This window comes from Synechococcus sp. A15-127 (assembly GCF_014280215.1).
Classification (GTDB): Bacteria; Cyanobacteriota; Cyanobacteriia; order PCC-6307; family Cyanobiaceae; genus Parasynechococcus.
On the sequence record NZ_CP047948.1, the window covers coordinates 1025772 to 1042338 of the forward strand.

The following is a 16567-nucleotide window of genomic DNA, read 5'->3' on the forward strand; positions in this document are numbered from 1 at the left end:
TTGTATCCCGGCCCCCATGATCACCGTCGCACTGGCCAAGGGGGCGCTGCTCAAGGATTCGGTGACCCGATTTGCGGCGGCCGGGCTCGATTTCTCCGCTGTTCTCGATAAGAACAATCGCCAGTTGATGTTGCCCACCCCCTGCGGTCGGGCCCGCGCCCTGCTGGTGCGCAATGGAGACGTTCCCACCTACGTGGCCTATGGCCAGGCCCAGCTCGGCGTGGTGGGGTACGACGTTCTTCGGGAGCACCAGCTCCCTGTTGCCCAGCTGGTGGATCTCGGTTTCGGCGGCTGTCGCATGGCAGTGGCGGTCAAGGCCAGCAGTGGTTACACCCGTGCTGCCGACCTGCCCCCCCACTGCCGTGTCGCCAGCAAGTTCACCCACTGTGCCCGGGCGTTCTTTGATGCTCTCGACCTGCCTGTGGAGCTGGTGCATCTGAACGGTTCCGTCGAACTCGGCCCGATCACCGGCATGTCGGAGGCGATCGTTGATCTGGTGGCCACCGGCCGCACCCTGCGGGACAACGGGCTTGTGGCGATCGAGGATCTGTTCCAGTCCACCGCCCGCCTGGTGGGCCATCCCCTGTCCCTGCGCCTCGACACAGGGGAACTGGGAGCCATTGTTGACGCCATGCGCCTTGCGCAACCGGTCGGAGCCATGGCCTGATGAATGTCATCGGGGACTGGCAGCGGGTTCGCCGCCTCGGGCGATACCTGGCCCATGACCGGCGCCGACTGGTGCTCACCGTGCTGCTGCTGCTGCCCGTCGCACTGGCGGGGTCGATCCAGCCTCTGCTGGTCGGTCAGGCGATCAGTGTGCTTCGCGGCGAGGCGAGCCTGCCGTGGCTCGCGGATCGCTCCACCCAGGAGGCGATGCGGATCATCGTCGGGCTGCTGCTCTGTGCTGTGCTGCTGCGTCTGGGGCTGCTGGGTCTGCAGACCTTCAACATCCAGGCGGTTGGGCAGCGTCTCACCGCCCGCATCCGAGACGATCTGTTCAAGCACGCGCTGTCGCTGTCGCTGCGGTTTCACGACACCATGCAGGTGGGCAAGTTGCTCACCCGACTCACCAGTGATGTGGATGCCCTCGCCGAGGTGTTCGGCAGCGGTGCCGTCGGCGTGCTCGGCGATCTGGTCAGTCTTGTGGTCATCGCCGTCTCGATGCTGCTGATCGAATGGCGCATCGGTCTGCTGTTGCTGGTCACCCAGATTCCTGTGACCATGGTGGTTCTCTGGCTGCAGGGCCGCTACCGCGTGGCCAACTACAGCGAGAGGGAAGAGCTTTCCAAACTCAATGCCGACTTCCAGGAGAACCTGCAGGGTCTGGAGGTGGTGCAGATGTTCCGCCGCGAGGATGTCAACAGCCGGCGCTTCCTGAAAACGGGTCTTGCCTACCGCCGGGCCGTCAACGGCACCATCTTCTTCGACAGCAGCATCTCCGCCTTCCTGGAATGGGTGGCGCTCGGAGCGGTGGCCCTCGTCCTGGCGCTCGGCGGCTGGATGGTCACCGACGGAGCGATGGGTCTGGGCATCCTCACCACCTTCATCCTCTACTCCCAGCGACTGTTCGATCCCCTGCGGCAGCTGGCGGAACGATTCACGCAGATCCAGCGCGGCCTGACGGCCGTGGAGCGCATCGGTGAACTGATGGAGGAGCCCCTCGAGATCCTGGAGGCCAGAGACGCGCGCCCGCTCAACGGCAGCGGCATCGGAGAGGTGATCTTCGAGGACGTCTGCTTCGGTTACAGGCCGGATGAGCCGATCCTTCACCATCTCTCCTTTCGGATCGCTCCAGGCGAACACGTGGCCCTGGTGGGCCCCACCGGCTCCGGCAAGACCACCGTGATCCGTCTGCTCTGCCGTCTCTATGAGCCGCAGCGGGGACGCATCCTTCTCGATGGTCGCGACATCCGCAGCATCCCGATCGCCGATCTGCGGCGGCAGCTGGGGGTGGTGCTGCAGGACACCTTTCTGTTCAGCGGCAACGTCGCCGACAATCTGAGGCTCAATGCCGACATCAGCGACGGGGAGCTGCAGGGGATCTGCCGCGACCTCGGGCTAGATCCCCTCTTCGCCCGTCTGCCTCAGGGTCTGCAGACTCCGCTGCGGGAACGGGGCGGCAATCTCTCCTCCGGAGAGCGCCAGCTGCTGGCGGTCGCCCGGGTGGCGATCCGCAACCCCACCGTGCTGGTGATGGATGAAGCCACCGCTTTCATGGATCCAGCGACGGAAGCCACGTTGCAGCGGGATCTCGACCGCCTGCTGCAGAGACGCACCGCCGTTGTGATCGCTCACCGGCTGGCGACAGTGGAGGCTTCCGACCGCATCCTGGTGTTGCGCCGGGGTGAGCTGATCGAGCAGGGCACCCACCTTGAGCTGCGCGCTCGCGGGGGCCTCTACGCCCAGCTGGCGGAACTGCAGGAGCGGGGGCTGGCCAGACTGTGATGATGCAGTCCCTACCGATGCCGACGGAAGAGCTGCTGCAGCAGTACGGCGCCGATGCCCGCCTCTGCCCGTGCGCCAACGACCAGCTCACCCTGGTGTTCAGTCAGACGCATTCCTTCGACCTGGTCGAACTGGAGCAGCTGCTCGAGGCGGTCGGCTGGAGTCGCCGTCCGGTGCGGCGGGTCCGCAAGGCACTGGCCAACAGCCTCCTGAAGGTGGGGCTCTGGCGTCATGACCCGCGCATTCCACGCCTGGTGGGTTTTGCCCGCTGCACCGGCGATGGTGTGTTCGAAGCCACCGTCTGGGACGTGGCCGTGCATCCGCTGTATCAGGGAAGCGGCCTTGGCCGTCAGATGATGGCCTATGTGCTGGAGGCGCTTGAGCAGATGGGCACCGAGCGGGTCAGTCTGTTCGCGGATCCCGGTGTGGTGTCCTTCTATCAGCGTCAGGGCTGGGAACTGGAACCCCAGCAGCATCGCTGTGCCTTCTGGTACGCCAGCTGAGACAGGCTCAGCGTCTGTAATCCCGAGCCAGTCCGTCTGCTGATGCGCCCCGGGCCCAGCGACGCCTCAGCAGGGCGTTTCGCCAGGCCAGGTGCAGAACCCCCTGTCGTTGCCAGCGACGGCCGCTCGTGATCAGGGGGTGACCGATCCGCCGGAGCCGGGTTTGAGCGCCGAGGCGCTGGACAAGGTCAAGATCCTCCATCAGAGGAATCGGCCGATATCCCCCCACAGCGGAGTAGAGCCTGCGGTGGATCAGGAGCCCCTGATCGCCGTAGGGGCGTTGCCGCCAGCGACTGCGCCAGGCCACGGCCGCCTCCAGCAGACGCAGCATCGGGCGCTGTTCCGAGATCCTGAAATCGAAGTACCAGGCCTGTCTCTCCGCGTCAGGACGTTCCAGCACCGCTGTGACGGCGTCAACCCAGCCCATTGGCAGACGGCTGTCGGCGTGCAGCACCAGCAGCCAGGGCCCGTGCGCCTGGGCGGCCCCCCAGCGCAGCTGCTGCCCGCGGCCAGCGACAGGGCTTCGCAGCAGGCCGGCCCCGCCGATGCGGGTCACCGCAGCCGTGGCATCGCCACTGCCCCCATCCACCACAAGAATCTCCAGATCCCCCGGCCATGTGGCCAGATCCGCCAGCAGCAGTGGGAGGGTGCCGGCTTCGTTGAGGGCCGGAATCACCACGCTCAGCCCAGCCAAGGCCGCAGATCCGCCAGCTGATCGAGGTCGTTGCGTTCCCTCAGCAGCATCGTGCTGACTCCGCGATCGGCCGCCTGCGCCAGCGTGCTGGCGAGCACCCGTTCCCCGCCCCAGGGGATGCCGCTCAGCGGCCAGAGCGCCGGTTGCCTCAGCAGCTCCCGGGACAGCCCGATCAGCCAGTAACCGCCGTCCTCCGCCGGCCCCAGCACCAGGTCGCTGCGTTGGAGCATCTCGATGGCCGCCAGCAGGTCACGGCGGTTCAGCCAGGGCAGATCCGTTCCGATCACGAGGGTCGGACCGTCGGTTCGGCGGGACAGCAGCAGCTGCCGTCGCAGCCGCGTGCCCAGCCCTCCGCCTCCCTGAAGCCGGACGGAGCCGACGCCGAGGCTGCCAGCCCAACGCCTTGCTGCGCCGGGCCCTGTTCCACTCACCGCCAGCACAACATCCAGTTGCCCGTCCTGTTGCAGCCGTTTCGCCACGGTCAGGGTGTGTCCGGTCAGCCGTCGCTGAATGTGCGCTGCCCGTTCGGCGGCAACGGGGTGCTGCAGCACCCGGCTGAGATCGTGCGCCAGGCGACGTTTGCAGCGTCCTGCCGCGGGCCAACGGGCCATCACCACAAGTGCGGCTCCTGGCGGCATCTCAGCTCTTGCGCGGCAGTTCCTTGGGACGCACCTCAACGGTGAGTGGCTGCCCCTTCCGCTCCAGCATCAGCTGCATCGGCTCGCCGACCTGACCGCGATCCACGGCCAGCTGCACCTCCGAGGGGTTGCTGACCTCGGCACCGTCAACCTTCTGAATCAGGTCGCACTGCTGGATGCCGGCTTCGGCCGCCGGGGTGCCGGGCACCACTTCCACCACCAGAACACCGTTGACCTCCGGAACTTCGCAGGTGTTGCCCGTGGCGTTGATCTCGCGGGCCAGCTGCGGGGTGAGGCTGCGCAGCTGCACGCCGATGAAAGGATGGGAGGCCTGTCCGGTGCTGACGATCTGCTGGGCGATGCGCTTGGCCAGGTTGATCGGCACTGCGAAGCTGAGGCCGGCACCCGGGGCCTGCCGGATCGCCGTGTTCATTCCGATCACCTGACCGGAGGCATTGATCAGCGGGCCGCCGCTGTTGCCGGGATTCACGGCTGCATCCGTCTGGATGTAAGGGACCCTCTGGCCGGCTCCGATGGCGTTGGTGCGGCCCACGGCACTGATGATGCCGGCGGTGACGGTGTTGTTGAGGCCGAAGGGATTGCCGATGGCGATCGCCCATTCCCCCGGTCGCAGCGTGTTGGAGTCCCCGAGGCTGGCCACGGGCAGGTTTTCGGCCACCACCTTCACCACCGCCACGTCGGTGAGTGGATCGCCACCGAGCACCTTCCCATTGAAGCTGCGGCCATCCGGAAGGGTCACGGCCACGGTGTCCGCTCCCCGCACCACATGTTCGTTGGTGAAGATCAGACCGTTGGTGCGGGTGATGAACCCGGAGCCCTGCCCCTGCTGGCGCTGGGTCGACGGCCCAAATCCGAACATGCTGCCCAGCGGGTTGTTCACCTCCTTGACCGTGTCGATCCGGACCACCGCAGGGCCCACGCGATCGACCGCTTTGACGATCACGTTCTCGCCCGGTTGAAGCGGTGCCGTCCGGGGTTCGTCGTTCACCACCGGCGGCAGTGTCACGGGTGTCTCCTGCTCCAGCCCCAGCTGCTGCCGCAACTGGGCGCAGGAGCTGAGGCTGGTGCCGATCAGGGCGATCCCGATCCAGGCGATTGATCGCTGCATCCCGACTTGGTGTCTCCTGCTTCATTTAAGGCGGGTTTGCCGGGGCATCCTGCGTAGATTCGGCGCTGAGGGAGATGGCAGTGGCGGTGCTGACGGGCGAGGAGCTCTGGAACCAGGTGCAGCAGGGGCTGCAGACCAAGCTCAGCAAGCCCACCTTCGAAACATTCATCCGGCCCACGGGCTGCAGCAGCTTCGCCAACGGAGAACTGAAGCTGCTCGCTCCCAACCCGTTCGCCAGCATCCGGCTGAGGGAGCAGCTGCTCCCCACCATCGCCGAGCTGGCCAGCTCAGTGTGCGGTCAGGCGGTGCAGGTCACGGTTCTGGCGGACACCGCTCTGGCGCCACCCGACAACGCCCCGTCCGACCCGGTGGAAGCGCCTGCACCTGCTCCCTCAGGAGGATCCGGGCCTCCACCACGGCGCTATCTGCCAGGACTGAACCCCCGCTACGTGTTCAGTCGCTTCGTGGTGGGTCCCAACAGCCGCATGGCCCATGCCGCTGCCCTGGCCGTGGCGGAAGCTCCCGGTCGTGAGTTCAATCCACTGTTTCTCTGCGGCGGCGTCGGTCTGGGCAAGACCCATCTCATGCAGGCCATCGGTCACTACCGGCTTGAGATCGACCCCGATGCCCATGTGGCCTACGTCTCCACCGAGACCTTCACCAATGACCTGATCGACAGCATCAGCAAGAAGAGCACCAAGGCCTTCCGCGACCGCTATCGCGCCGCAGATCTGCTGCTGGTGGATGACATCCAGTTCATCGAAGGCAAGGAGTACACCCAGGAGGAGTTCTTTCACACCTTCAATGCCCTGCATGAGGCGGGAAAGCAGGTGGTGATCGCCAGCGATAGGCCCCCCAGTCAGATTCCCCGACTGCAGCAGCGTCTGATCTCACGGTTCCAGATGGGGCTGATCGCCGACATCCAGGCCCCGGATCTGGAGACCCGCATGGCGATTCTTCAGAAGAAGGCGGAGCAGGAGCGCATGGCGTTGCCCCGCGATCTGATTCATTACATCGCCGGACGCTTCACCTCCAACATCCGCGAGCTGGAGGGGGCTTTCACAAGGGCTGTGGCCTTCGCCTCGATTACGGGCCTGCCGATGACGGTGGAGTCGGTGGCACCGATGCTCGATCCCACGGGGCAGGGGGTGAAGGTGACGCCGCAGCAGGTGATCGAGAAGGTGTCGGAGGTCTTCGATGTCACGGCCGATGAGATGCGCAGCAGCACCCGTCGCCGTGCGGTCAGTCAGGCCAGGCAGGTGGGCATGTACCTGATGCGCCAGGGAACGGATCTCAGTCTTCCCCGCATCGGCGACACCTTCGGCGGCAAGGATCACACCACCGTGATGTATGCGATCGAGCAGGTGGAGAAGAAGCTTTCTGCGGACCCTCAGCTGGCCGGTCAGGTGCAGAAGGTGCGGGATCTGCTCCAGATCGATTCACGTCGGCGCCGCTGATCAGCGGCAGGCCTTTTTGTCTCCGCGCCAACCGGCCATGTCGGAAGCGGCAGGGGAGCAGACCAGGCGACGGGCTGGTGCCAGGGCTGGTTCCAGGCTCCGCGAACTGAAAGGAGGCAGAGGCCGGCGCCGCAACCAGGCCCCCCAGCGGAATTCGTGATACGGGATCTGGGGCTGCGGTTTGATGAATCCCTCCTTCTTCAGCTTCCAGACCAGGCTGCGGTAAGGATCATCGTCAAGATCCAGCAGCGAACCCGGCAGTTCCGCTGCCATCCGGGGTCCGTTGCCCCGTCCATCCACCAGGTACAGCCAACCCTTCGCTTCCAGAAAGGCCAGCACCTCCTGCGGATCGCTCACGGCTGGTTCTGCAATCACGTAACCCCATGCCGAGGCGTGGGGATCCAGTCCGAGCAGGCCGCGCAGCCGGTGATGTCGATCCACCATCCAGAGATCACCGGCCGCGCTGCGCACCAGAGGAACCGGCTTCTGCCGGAGAGCGCTGAGGCGTTCCTCCCGGCTTTCCTGGGCGAAGTCATGCTGCCGGGCCCAGACCTCTGCCAGACCGACGCACCACTGGGTCGGGCGAAGCCTGGCGACGGGAACCTCCAGCAGCTGTGTGCCTTTGCCCGCTTCTGGAATCGGTTCGAAGGCCGGGAGCTGCAGGGGCACGCGTCTGTGCAGGCGCACCGTCACTATGGCGGAGCAGGCCTGGGTCAGGGCTATCTCAGAAAGGCCTGGGGATCCTGGTCGTATCGATCCCGGACCGGCAGCGGTCGGGGAGCGGCCGGGCCATCCAGTGCTGCCGTCGCCTCGAGACACTGCCGCAGCAGCCGCGCCGCCGGCAGCGGCATGTCTCTCGGAACGGAGATTCGATCCCGGAGATACCGCAGTCCGGCTGCACTTCCGGAGGTCGGTCGGCAGGGGCGTCCGGTGATCAGCTGGGTCAGTGCGGCGCGCAGGGGCTGATCGAACCGCTCGCTCCCGAGGGGGTTCAGCGCCAGCAGCTGGTCGCGGTGTCGCATCACCCGTCCAAGGGCAAGAGCTGTTGTCCGTTTCGGATCGTCGTCGGTCCAGCTGGTTTCGTCCTGTCCGAGCCCGTCGCCGCGATCAATGGCTTCCGCCAGTGACTGCTGGCTCTCGGAAACGTCCGGCCAGCAGCCGCCCATCTGCGGCGGAAGATCATGGGCATGGGTGTGCATGTCGCTCTGGGTGCCCCGGTAGGTCTCCAGCTGTTCAAGAGCCGTAAACCAGCGATCGATCGCCGGATGTTCGCGACGGAGGCGATAGCCCTTGTAGAAAGCCAGGGAGGCGTTCATCCGCTCCACGTAGGGCACGAACACCAGGTCCACGCCGCCCGGTCCCTGGTCATCCAGCCACGGACCAGGGGTCTGCTCCAGGGCCTGTTCCATCCGTTGCGCCGTGCGCTGGAACTGGTCGCGGGCCTGCTGCTGCTGTCTCGGCCTCAGGCCCGGGGAGCAGAGCCAGAGACACCAGGCCCGGAAGAGCAGACGTTCCAGCTGCCGCAGCTCCAGAGCCCGTGGATCCATCAGCGGCAGGCCGAGCGGTCCGAAGGCCTGTTCCAGGCTCAGAAGGATCACGTCGCTTTCGGTGATCAGCTGCCCGTCCAGCTCAAGGGCGGGCAGCATTCCCGATGGCACCAGCTGCAGAAACCAGGGTTCCTTGCTGCCGTAGCAGCGCATCGTCACCTTGCGGATGCGGTACGGGATGCGCTGGAACTCAAGCCATAGCCACACTTTCTGGCAGTAAGGGCACCAGGCGTGATGGTCGCGGTAGAGGGTGACCCTGACGTCGGATTCGGAGTGCCCGAACAGACGCAGAACGGCCTGGGAGCTGGTGGGACCGTTGATGCGGTCCGGTTCCTGGCTGATGTGTTGACTTAACTGCTCCCAGCTCTGAGCTTCAGGAGTTGCCGGTGTAGGGGGCATGCAGGATCGGCGCGACGTTCCCTCTGCCATAGGACTGCCAGTCGCCGAGTTCCTTCATCAGGGCCAGACAGTCCTGCTGGCGGCCTTCACGTGCCAGCTGGTTGAGACGATGTTGTAGATCGTCCATGGTCAGCAACATCACAATTTCGCGGTGCTGAGAGCTGGGGGCGTGAGGCAGGTCAGAGGACGGCTGAGGGGGAGGTTTGGATTGTTTCATCGGTGAGGAAGTCCAAACAGTTGAGGGACGGTGGTTGATCTGTCCATCAGGACATCGTTCCTGGACCATAACTCTGCCTTTACCTGAAGGCCGGTGTTCCCGCGCAACCCGCTCTGCTGCCCGGGGGTCAAGACAATGGGATCACCTGAGGTGTTGCGGATGGATTCCGAGTTTGATCTGATCGTTCTGGGAGCGGGTTCCGGTGGCCTGGCTGCCGCCAAGCGGGCGGCCCGCCATGGGGCTCGGGTGGCGATCGCGGAGGGAGATCGGGTCGGAGGAACCTGCGTGATCCGTGGCTGTGTTCCGAAAAAGCTGTTGGTCTACGGCGCCCAGGCTCGGCATCAGCTGCAGGACGCTCCTGCCTATGGCCTGCACATCCAGTCCGTTTGTTCCGATGTGCCCGACCTCTTGCGTCGAGTGCGCGCCGAGGTGGATCGGCTCAATGCACTCCACCTTGGATTTCTTGACAAGGCCGGCGTTCAGTTGATTTCTGGCTGGGGTCGCTTCACAGCAGCAGACCGCATCGGCATTTCCGATCAACGCGGCGGGAGCGTTCAAATGGAGCTTTCAGCTCCGCGGTTTCTGGTGGCCGTGGGTGGTCGTCCGGCTCGGCCGGAGATCCCAGGCTTAGAAAAAACCTGGGTCAGTGACGACATGTTCCTGCTGGAGGATGTCCCTGACGCGGTGGTGGTGGTGGGGGCAGGCTTTATTGCCTGTGAGTTCGCCTGCATCCTGCGAGGCCTCGGTGTTGCGGTCACTCAGGTGGTGCGTGGTCCTCGGCTGCTGCGCGGCTTTGATGCCGAGTTGGCCGATGCCGTGCTGGATGGCATGCGTGAGCAGGGCATCGAGGTGTTGCTGGAGCAGACGGTGGTGGCCGTGGAGGGGGATCCCGGAGCGCTGACCGCTTGGCTGGGGAATGGTCAGTCCCTGGCCTGCGGGGGTGTGCTGATGGCTACCGGACGACAGCCCTGGCTGGCGGATCTGGGTCTGGAGGCGGCCGGTGTCGCGGTCGACAACGGCCGCATCAGGGTCGACGCCAACTCCTGCACTTCAGTTCCCCACATTCATGCCGTTGGTGATGTCACCGACCGGGTCAATCTCACGCCTGTAGCCATTGATGAAGGCCGTGCATACGCCGACAGTGTGTTCGGATCACGTCAGCGGCAGGTGAACCACGACCTGGTGTCCAGTGCCGTGTTCAGCGATCCAGAGCTGGCGACCGTTGGCTTATCGGAGGAGCAGGCTGTTGAACGCCATGGTGCGGAAGGCATCGTTGTTCACCGCGCCCGCTTCCGTTCGATGGCACGGGCGTTGCCAGCCTCCGGCCACCGCTGTCTGCTCAAGTTGGTGGTGGAGAAGCCAACCGATCGAGTGCTCGGATGCCACATGGTGGGAGAGCACGCCGCCGAGATCATTCAAATGGCGGCCATTGCCGTCGGTATGGGAGCCACCAAGGCTGATTTCGATCGCACCATGGCGCTGCATCCCTCTGTGTCGGAGGAGTTCGTGACGATGTAGGCCACCGTTGCCTCGGTCAAGCCAGGTGATCGGCAAGTGGAAAGACAACTGGCCTGGTTGTCTGACTCACCTGAGGGAGTGATCGGCGCTACGGCGACTCGTGCGCCAGTAGATGACCGCCTGCGTGATGATCAGAATCATCACGATCGGCATCACCAGACAGAGAATCGTCAGTCGGTATTCATCAGACCATTCCGACAAATGGGTTCTGGGAAGAACGTTGTCGGTGATGTACAGCACATAGAGGCCGAGCAGCAGCCCCCCCTCCAGTCGGCTGATCCGACCGCGGGTCCAGAAGATCGGCAGGCAGGCCAGGCTGGTGAGCAGCATCACCGGAAGGTCTTCGCTGATCAGCTCCGGGCTCACGTCCAGGCCGCGGCCTGCGGCCATCAGGGCTCCGCCGCCCAGCACCATCATCAGATTGAGCAGGCAGCTGCCCACCACGTTGCCGATCGCCAGATCGGTGCGCCCCCGCAATGCCGCCACCAGGGAGGTGATCAGCTCCGGCATCGAGGTGCCCGCCGAGACAATCGTGAGTCCGATCACGGCTTCACTGACGCCGAGCAGTGTGGCCGCTGTGGTGGCTCCGCCCACCAGCACCTTCGATCCAATCGTCAGCACGACGATGCCGGCGAGCAGCTTGAGAACCGCCACCTGCCAGCCACCACTGGCCGCATCCGCATCGATCTCCGGTTCCGCCCCTTCGGTGGCAGCCGGTTCCTCCCTGGCCGTGCGGATCTCCCAGATGGTGTTGATCACAAGGCCCAGCAGCAGGGCGATGCCGGCCTGCCAGGTCAACCGTCCTGCAGAGGCCATGCCCCAGACCGCTGCAGAGATGGCGATCATCAGCGGAACATCCCGACGCACCAGTCGGCTTTCAACGTGCAGCGGCAACACCACGGCGCTGCTGCCCAGCACCACCATCACGTTGAAGATGTTGCTGCCCACCGCGTTGCTCACCGCCAGGGCATCAGCGCCCTGCAGCACTGAATTGATGCTCACGAACAGCTCGGGGGCGCTGGTGCCCAGGGCCACCACGGTCAGGCCGATCACCAGCTGTGGGATGCCGAAGATCACCGCCAGGGCGACGGCCCCCTGCACGAACAGTTCGCCGCCACCGAACAGCAGGGCGATACCGATCAGCACTTCCAGTGACGCCTGCAGGAATTCCGGCATAGAACCGTCAATCGTGGGGGGATTGTGCTCTGCCGGGAACCGGCTTAGGGTTCGGCCTCTCTAGACACAGCTCAGGGTGTGCTGAATCGCTTCAACACCAACAATCTCCGTGGAGATGCTTTCGGAGGTCTCACGGCGGCTGTGATCGCACTGCCGATGGCCCTGGCCTTCGGTATCGCGGTCGGCAATGCGTCCGGGGTTCCGGAGGTTGGTGCTGCCGCCGGTCTGTGGGGCGCCGTGATCATCGGCCTGGTGGCGTCCCTGTTCGGAGGGACGCCCACGCTGATCTCGGAACCCACGGGTCCGATGACGGTGGTGTTCACCTCGGTGGTGATCAGCTTCGCCAGTACAGCGGAGAGTCCCGAGAAGGCCCTGGCGATGGCCTTCACGGTCGGTGTGCTGGCCGGCGTCTTTCAGATTCTGTTCGGCCTGTTCCGGCTGGGCAGATACATCACGATGATGCCCTACACGGTGATCTCGGGCTTCATGTCCGGTATCGGCATCATTCTGGTGCTGCTGCAGCTGGCGCCTTTCCTCGGCCAGGATCCGAAGGGTGGCGTGATGGGAACCCTCAGTCAGCTGCCTGCCCTGATCCAGGGAACGCAGCCGATGGAGCTTTCGCTGGCCGTGATCACTCTGGCCATCCTCTGGTTCACCCCATCGGCTCTGAAGAAGGTCTGCCCGCCACAGCTGCTGGCACTGGTGGTCGGCACCTTGCTGGCGGTTTCCGTGTTCAGCGGGGCAGGTCTGCGGACGATTCCGTCGTTCTCAGCCGAATTCCCCTCCCTCAGCATGCCGGACTTCTCCGGAGGTCAGATCCGGATGATGGTGGTGAATGCCGCCGTGCTGGGGATGCTCGGCTGCATCGATGCTCTGCTCACGTCGGTGGTGGCCGACAGCCTCACCCGCACCGAGCACGATTCCAACAAGGAACTGATCGGCCAGGGCCTGGCCAACGTCGCGTCCGGTCTGTTCGGGGCTCTGCCGGGTGCGGGAGCCACGATGGGCACCGTGGTCAATATTCAGGCCGGTGGCCGCACGGCACTCTCCGGTGTGATCCGAGCCGTTGTGCTGATGCTCGTGGTGCTGCTGGCAGCCCCCCTGGCATCGATGATCCCTCTGGCGGTGCTGGCCGGCATCGCTCTGAAGGTCGGCATCGACATCATTGACTGGGAATTTCTGAAGCGGGCGCATCACCTTTCTCCCAAGGCGGCTGTGATCACCTACGGCGTGATAGTGCTCACCGTTCTGGTGGATCTGATCACAGCGGTCGGCATCGGGGTGTTCGTGGCCAACGTGCTCACCATTGATCGGATGAGTGCGCTGCAGTCAAAGAAGGTGAAGACGATCAGCACAACGGACGACGACGTCGAGCTCAGCGAGGAGGAGCAGTCCCTGCTGGATCAGGCAGCTGGCAAGGTGCTTCTGTTCCAGTTGGCCGGTCCGATGATCTTCGGTGTCGCGAAGGCCATCTCGAGAGAACACAACGCCATCGGAAATTGTCAGGCCGTTGTGTTTGATCTTTCGGAGGTCTCCCATCTCGGCGTGACCGCCGCGATCGCGCTGGAGAATGCGGTGAAGGAGGCCATGGAAGTGGGGCGTCAGGTGTTCATGGTGGGAGCGACCGGCAGTACAGCGAACCGCCTCCGCAAGCTGAAGCTTCTCGAGCGTCTGCCGGAGCGCCACATCACCAGTGACCGTCTGCAGGCTCTCCAGCTTGCCGTGGCGGAACTGACGCCCAATGCCTGATCAGATCACACTCGCCGCACCCGATGACTGGCATGTCCATCTTCGGGATGGCGAGATGCTGGAACGGGTGGTGGGCCACACGGCCAGGGCCTTCCAGCGCGCCATCGTGATGCCGAATCTGCGGCCGCCGGTGACGACCGTGGCTGCTGCTGCTGCCTACCGCGACAGAATTCTGGCGGCCTGTCCTGACAGCGCAGGGTTCAGGCCACTGATGACGGCTTATCTCACCGATGATTGCGACCCTGTGGAGCTGGAGCGGGGGTTTGCATCCGGGGTGTTCACCGCTGTGAAGCTCTATCCCGCCAATGCGACCACCAATTCCGCCGCCGGTGTGACCGATCTGGAACGCATTGCGGCTGTGTTGAGCTGCATGCAGCGCATCGGCATGCCCCTGCTCATTCATGGGGAAGTCACCGATTCGGATGTGGATGTCTTTGATCGCGAGGCGGTGTTCATCGAACGCCATCTGAAGCCGCTGCGGCAGCGCTATCCGGAGCTGCGCATTGTGCTGGAGCACATCACGACCGAGCAGGCCGTTGATTTCGTCGGATCAGCCGACCGTCACCTCGCGGCAACGATCACCCCTCACCACCTGCACATCAACCGCAACGCGATGTTCGCCGGTGGCCTGCGCAGCGATTTCTTCTGTCTTCCCGTCGCCAAGCGTGAACCCCATCGTCTGGCGCTGAGACAGGCCGCTGTCAGCGGAGATCCCCGCTTCTTCCTCGGCACGGATTCAGCTCCGCACCCACGCTCCGGGAAGGAGACCGCCTGTGGATGCGCCGGCATCTTCAATGCCCCCCATGCCCTGGAGAGTTACGCCGAGGTGTTTGATCAGGAGCAGGCGATGGATCGCCTGGAGGGGTTCGCCAGCCTGTATGGGCCTGCCTTCTACGGACTTCCCGTTAACCAGCAGCGGGTGACGCTGGTGCGGCGTGATCAGCTGGTGCCTTCCAGCGTGGATGGGCTTGTGCCGTTTCACGCCGGAGATGTGTTGTCCTGGCGCCTGGCCGGACCTGCCTCTGCAGAACAGGCAGAAGCGTCTGGCTAGCGTCGGTCCATCTGGGAGTGATGTCATGCATCTGCTCAAGTTCAGCTCCGAGGACTGCGGCACCTGTCATCGGATGAGTCATTACGACGCCAAGGTGAGCGAGGAGCTCGGCTGCAGCTTCGTCACGGTGATGCTCCAGGACACAGAGACTTACCGGAAATATCGCAAGGTTCTGCTGGCTCAGTACCCCAACAAGGAGGGCATGGGCTGGCCGACCTATCTGCTGGTCTCCGATCCGGAGGGTGCGTTCACCATCCACGGTGAAATCAAAGGCGGCATGCAGAAGGGTGAGTTCCGCGAGAAGCTCACGGCTCTGTTGCCGAATCCTTAGCGGCTGCGATCCAGTCGGTGCGACGGTCTGAATCCTGAAGACCCCAGCACTGGACAGTCACTGGATGGGGGCAGGGGGACTTGAACCCCCACAGGCCTTACGGCCCAAGCGATTTTAAGTCGCGTGCGTCTACCGATTCCGCCATGCCCCCATGCAGAACATCCTAGATTTCGGTGAACTAACGGATGGCCTTGGACCTCCTGTCGCTGCCTGGCAGCCTCTCTCAGGACACGCTGCTCGTGCTCGGAGCCTACGGAGCTCTGGCCGGGCTCTACCTTCTGGTGGTCCCGCTTGCTCTGTTCTTCTGGATGAACAAGCGCTGGCACCAGATGGGAAAGATCGAACGATTGGTCGTCTACGGGATGGTGTTTCTCTTCTTCCCGGGAATGATTGTCTTTGCTCCATTCCTGAATCTGCGCATGAGCGGACAGGGAGAGGTCTGAGGTGACCAGAGGCAGGGTTCTGCTGATCGGCCTGGCCGTGCTGGCTCTCGGTGGGGTGGGATTACTTGGATTCCGCGCCGCTGGGTTGGAAGGTTTTTCCGCAGGCATCGCGGCTCAGGCTCTGCTCGTGATGATCGTGATCATCTGGACAGGCTCCTATCTGTTCCGAGTGGTGACAGGAAACATGACATTCATGGAGCAGCGTCGTCGTTATCGGGCGGTGTACGACGAGCAGACGACCCAGGATCTGGAAGCCCGTTTTGATGCGCTGCCTGAGGCGGAACAGCAGGAGCTGCTCCGCAGGATCGGGGCGGATGAGGACAAGTCGACGGCCGACTCATAGGCTCGTTGGGTTTCATCCCGGTCGTCCAGATGGAGAGTCTCAGCCAGCAGACATCCCGCATCGCTCAGCGTTTCGCGCAGCTTCAGAGCGAGGGACGCATGGCTGTGATGCCTTTTCTGATGGCAGGCGATCCTGATCTGGCGACCACCAGCTCGGTGCTCATGCAGCTGCAGAGGGAGGGGGCCGACATCGTTGAACTGGGCATCCCCTACAGCGATCCACTTGCCGATGGCCCGGTGATTCAGGCGGCTGCAGCCCGTGCACTCTCCGGTGGCACATCACCGGCCGGTGTTCTTGAAATGTTGAGCTCCCTGAAGGGGGAACTCACCATCCCTGTGATTCTGTTCACCTACAGCAATCCACTCCTGAACATGGGCATGGAGCGCTTCTGTGAGCAGTCGGCGCAGGCAGGAGCTGCGGGTCTTGTGGTTCCGGATCTCCCTCTCGAGGAGGCCGAGAAGCTGTCACCGTTGGCAGCCGGTTTCGGTCTGGATCTTGTGCTGCTCGTGGCACCGACGACGCCGGAGGAGCGCATGATGCGCATCGCTCAGCGCAGTCGCGGTTTCACTTACCTCGTCAGTGTCACAGGTGTCACCGGCGAGCGCAGCCGGATGGAAACCAGAGTCGAGGGGCTCGTCAAGAAGCTGAAGGAATCCTCCCCTGTTCCTGTCGCTGTGGGATTCGGGATCTCAGGGGCTGCACAGGTTCGACAGGTGCGTAGTTGGGGTGCTGATGGTGCCATCGTCGGCAGTGCACTTGTGAAGCGTATGGCAGCTGCTGCTGAGACCGAGGTGGCTCAGCAGGCTGGAGAATTCTGCCGGGAGTTGAGGCAGGCAGCCGATTGATCGAGCACCCACCACCTTCCTTCGCTTCTCTCGGAGAAAAGAAAAAGCCCCGGTTTTCACCGGGGCAGTTGGGGTCTGGCCT

18 protein-coding genes and 1 tRNA gene are annotated in these 16567 nt (G+C 64.1%); 11 read left to right on the forward strand and 8 right to left on the reverse strand.

All coding sequences use genetic code 11. The features are described from left to right. Window positions 1-16 precede the first annotated feature (16 nt). Genes hisG through SynA15127_RS04980 form a run of 3 tightly spaced genes read left to right on the forward strand, consistent with a single transcriptional unit; the run spans window position 17 to window position 2948 of the window. Entirely contained in the window at window positions 17-667 is a 651-nt protein-coding gene (gene hisG, locus SynA15127_RS04970) for an ATP phosphoribosyltransferase (RefSeq protein WP_043690453.1), read from the forward strand. After that, window positions 667-2445: an ABC transporter ATP-binding protein gene (locus SynA15127_RS04975; RefSeq protein WP_186485245.1), complete on the forward strand. Its 1779-nt coding sequence runs from the start codon at window positions 667-669 to the stop codon at window positions 2443-2445. Before hisG ends, SynA15127_RS04975 begins: the two co-directional genes overlap by 1 nt. Next, window positions 2445-2948 carry a GNAT family N-acetyltransferase gene (locus tag SynA15127_RS04980; RefSeq protein WP_043690459.1) on the forward strand — a complete coding sequence of 168 codons (504 nt, stop codon included), beginning with the start codon at window positions 2445-2447 and terminating at the stop codon, window positions 2946-2948. Before SynA15127_RS04975 ends, SynA15127_RS04980 begins: the two co-directional genes overlap by 1 nt. Before the next feature lie 7 nt (window positions 2949-2955). Here SynA15127_RS04980 and SynA15127_RS04985 read toward each other — a convergent pair whose 3' ends face one another. The 3 genes from SynA15127_RS04985 to SynA15127_RS04995 are packed head-to-tail and all read right to left on the reverse strand — an operon-like array spanning window position 2956 to window position 5409. Beyond that, entirely contained in the window at window positions 2956-3642 is a 687-nt protein-coding gene (locus SynA15127_RS04985) for a TIGR04283 family arsenosugar biosynthesis glycosyltransferase (RefSeq protein ID WP_186485246.1), read from the reverse strand. Further along, on the reverse strand, window positions 3630-4280 hold the full coding sequence (locus SynA15127_RS04990) for a TIGR04282 family arsenosugar biosynthesis glycosyltransferase (protein ID WP_186485247.1): 651 nt from the start codon (window positions 4278-4280) through the stop codon (window positions 3630-3632). Before SynA15127_RS04990 ends, SynA15127_RS04985 begins: the two co-directional genes overlap by 13 nt. Window position 4281: 1 nt before the next feature. After that, window positions 4282-5409 carry a trypsin-like peptidase domain-containing protein gene (locus tag SynA15127_RS04995; protein WP_186485248.1) on the reverse strand — a complete coding sequence of 376 codons (1128 nt, stop codon included), beginning with the start codon at window positions 5407-5409 and terminating at the stop codon, window positions 4282-4284. A gap of 74 nt (window positions 5410-5483) precedes the next feature. On the opposite strand from SynA15127_RS04995, the gene dnaA reads away from it, so the two are divergent. After that, complete coding sequence (gene dnaA, locus SynA15127_RS05000) at window positions 5484-6866, forward strand: chromosomal replication initiator protein DnaA (protein WP_186485249.1); 1383 nt, start codon at window positions 5484-5486, stop codon at window positions 6864-6866. On the opposite strand, the gene SynA15127_RS05005 is transcribed toward dnaA, so the two are convergent. From SynA15127_RS05005 to SynA15127_RS13495, 3 genes are read right to left on the reverse strand one after another with little or no spacing between them, the layout of a single operon-like run. After that, window positions 6867-7535 (reverse strand): ParB-like protein, encoded by a 669-nt coding sequence (locus tag SynA15127_RS05005; RefSeq protein ID WP_186485250.1) that lies wholly within the window; start codon window positions 7533-7535, stop codon window positions 6867-6869. It lies immediately after the preceding gene. 50 nt (window positions 7536-7585) lie between these two features. Further along, window positions 7586-8812 carry a glutathione S-transferase family protein gene (locus SynA15127_RS05010; RefSeq protein WP_255475585.1) on the reverse strand — a complete coding sequence of 409 codons (1227 nt, stop codon included), beginning with the start codon at window positions 8810-8812 and terminating at the stop codon, window positions 7586-7588. Next, window positions 8787-8939, reverse strand: a complete 153-nt coding sequence (locus SynA15127_RS13495) for a hypothetical protein (RefSeq protein ID WP_255475586.1) — start codon at window positions 8937-8939, stop codon at window positions 8787-8789. Before SynA15127_RS13495 ends, SynA15127_RS05010 begins: the two co-directional genes overlap by 26 nt. Before the next feature lie 249 nt (window positions 8940-9188). Here SynA15127_RS13495 and gorA point away from each other — a divergent pair, with 249 nt between their 5' ends. Further along, window positions 9189-10547, forward strand: a complete 1359-nt coding sequence (gorA, locus tag SynA15127_RS05020) for a glutathione-disulfide reductase (protein ID WP_186485253.1) — start codon at window positions 9189-9191, stop codon at window positions 10545-10547. A gap of 66 nt (window positions 10548-10613) precedes the next feature. Here gorA and SynA15127_RS05025 read toward each other — a convergent pair whose 3' ends face one another. Next, window positions 10614-11723 (reverse strand): calcium/sodium antiporter, encoded by a 1110-nt coding sequence (locus SynA15127_RS05025; protein ID WP_186485254.1) that lies wholly within the window; start codon window positions 11721-11723, stop codon window positions 10614-10616. A gap of 78 nt (window positions 11724-11801) precedes the next feature. On the opposite strand from SynA15127_RS05025, the gene SynA15127_RS05030 reads away from it, so the two are divergent. Genes SynA15127_RS05030 through SynA15127_RS05040 form a run of 3 tightly spaced genes read left to right on the forward strand, consistent with a single transcriptional unit; the run spans window position 11802 to window position 14854 of the window. Further along, complete coding sequence (locus SynA15127_RS05030) at window positions 11802-13472, forward strand: SulP family inorganic anion transporter (protein WP_043690509.1); 1671 nt, start codon at window positions 11802-11804, stop codon at window positions 13470-13472. Beyond that, the gene (gene pyrC, locus SynA15127_RS05035) at window positions 13465-14523 is read left to right on the forward strand and encodes a dihydroorotase (RefSeq protein WP_186485255.1); all 1059 of its coding nucleotides are present in this window, start codon (window positions 13465-13467) and stop codon (window positions 14521-14523) included. Before SynA15127_RS05030 ends, pyrC begins: the two co-directional genes overlap by 8 nt. A 25-nt stretch (window positions 14524-14548) precedes the next feature. Continuing rightward, a complete protein-coding gene (locus SynA15127_RS05040) occupies window positions 14549-14854 on the forward strand; it encodes a thioredoxin family protein (protein WP_186485256.1) in 306 nt (101 codons plus the stop codon). A 65-nt stretch (window positions 14855-14919) separates the two neighbouring features. Here SynA15127_RS05040 and SynA15127_RS05045 read toward each other — a convergent pair. Further along, window positions 14920-15005: transfer RNA gene (locus SynA15127_RS05045), tRNA-Leu, on the reverse strand. A gap of 34 nt (window positions 15006-15039) precedes the next feature. Between SynA15127_RS05045 and SynA15127_RS05050 the strand changes: the two genes are divergently transcribed. The 3 genes from SynA15127_RS05050 to trpA are packed head-to-tail and all read left to right on the forward strand — an operon-like array spanning window position 15040 to window position 16485. Continuing rightward, window positions 15040-15297 carry an NAD(P)H-quinone oxidoreductase subunit L gene (locus tag SynA15127_RS05050; protein ID WP_186485257.1) on the forward strand — a complete coding sequence of 86 codons (258 nt, stop codon included), beginning with the start codon at window positions 15040-15042 and terminating at the stop codon, window positions 15295-15297. A 1-nt stretch (window position 15298) separates the two neighbouring features. After that, a complete protein-coding gene (locus SynA15127_RS05055) occupies window positions 15299-15640 on the forward strand; it encodes a DUF3007 family protein (protein WP_043690515.1) in 342 nt (113 codons plus the stop codon). Window positions 15641-15669: 29 nt separating this feature from the next. Continuing rightward, on the forward strand, window positions 15670-16485 hold the full coding sequence (trpA, locus tag SynA15127_RS05060; RefSeq protein WP_186485258.1) for a tryptophan synthase subunit alpha: 816 nt from the start codon (window positions 15670-15672) through the stop codon (window positions 16483-16485). Window positions 16486-16567 lie beyond the last annotated feature (82 nt).

What these genes read in the sequence shown, in the direction of transcription:
- SynA15127_RS05040 (WP_186485256.1), top strand. Translation starts at nt 14,549, where the DNA reads ATGCATCTGCTCAAGTTCAGCTCCGAGGACTGCGGCACCTGTCATCGG.
- gorA (WP_186485253.1), top strand. Translation starts at nt 9,189, where the DNA reads ATGGATTCCGAGTTTGATCTGATCGTTCTGGGAGCGGGTTCCGGTGGC.
- SynA15127_RS04990 (WP_186485247.1), bottom strand. Translation starts at nt 4,280, where the DNA reads ATGCCGCCAGGAGCCGCACTTGTGGTGATGGCCCGTTGGCCCGCGGCA.
- SynA15127_RS05010 (WP_255475585.1), bottom strand. Translation starts at nt 8,812, where the DNA reads ATGCCCCCTACACCGGCAACTCCTGAAGCTCAGAGCTGGGAGCAGTTA.
- SynA15127_RS05050 (WP_186485257.1), top strand. Translation starts at nt 15,040, where the DNA reads ATGGCCTTGGACCTCCTGTCGCTGCCTGGCAGCCTCTCTCAGGACACG.
- SynA15127_RS13495 (WP_255475586.1), bottom strand. Translation starts at nt 8,939, where the DNA reads ATGGACGATCTACAACATCGTCTCAACCAGCTGGCACGTGAAGGCCGC.
- SynA15127_RS04995 (WP_186485248.1), bottom strand. Translation starts at nt 5,409, where the DNA reads ATGCAGCGATCAATCGCCTGGATCGGGATCGCCCTGATCGGCACCAGC.
- trpA (WP_186485258.1), top strand. Translation starts at nt 15,670, where the DNA reads ATGGAGAGTCTCAGCCAGCAGACATCCCGCATCGCTCAGCGTTTCGCG.
- dnaA (WP_186485249.1), top strand. Translation starts at nt 5,484, where the DNA reads ATGGCAGTGGCGGTGCTGACGGGCGAGGAGCTCTGGAACCAGGTGCAG.
- SynA15127_RS05025 (WP_186485254.1), bottom strand. Translation starts at nt 11,723, where the DNA reads ATGCCGGAATTCCTGCAGGCGTCACTGGAAGTGCTGATCGGTATCGCC.
- pyrC (WP_186485255.1), top strand. Translation starts at nt 13,465, where the DNA reads ATGCCTGATCAGATCACACTCGCCGCACCCGATGACTGGCATGTCCAT.
- hisG (WP_043690453.1), top strand. Translation starts at nt 17, where the DNA reads ATGATCACCGTCGCACTGGCCAAGGGGGCGCTGCTCAAGGATTCGGTG.
- SynA15127_RS04975 (WP_186485245.1), top strand. Translation starts at nt 667, where the DNA reads ATGAATGTCATCGGGGACTGGCAGCGGGTTCGCCGCCTCGGGCGATAC.
- SynA15127_RS04980 (WP_043690459.1), top strand. Translation starts at nt 2,445, where the DNA reads ATGATGCAGTCCCTACCGATGCCGACGGAAGAGCTGCTGCAGCAGTAC.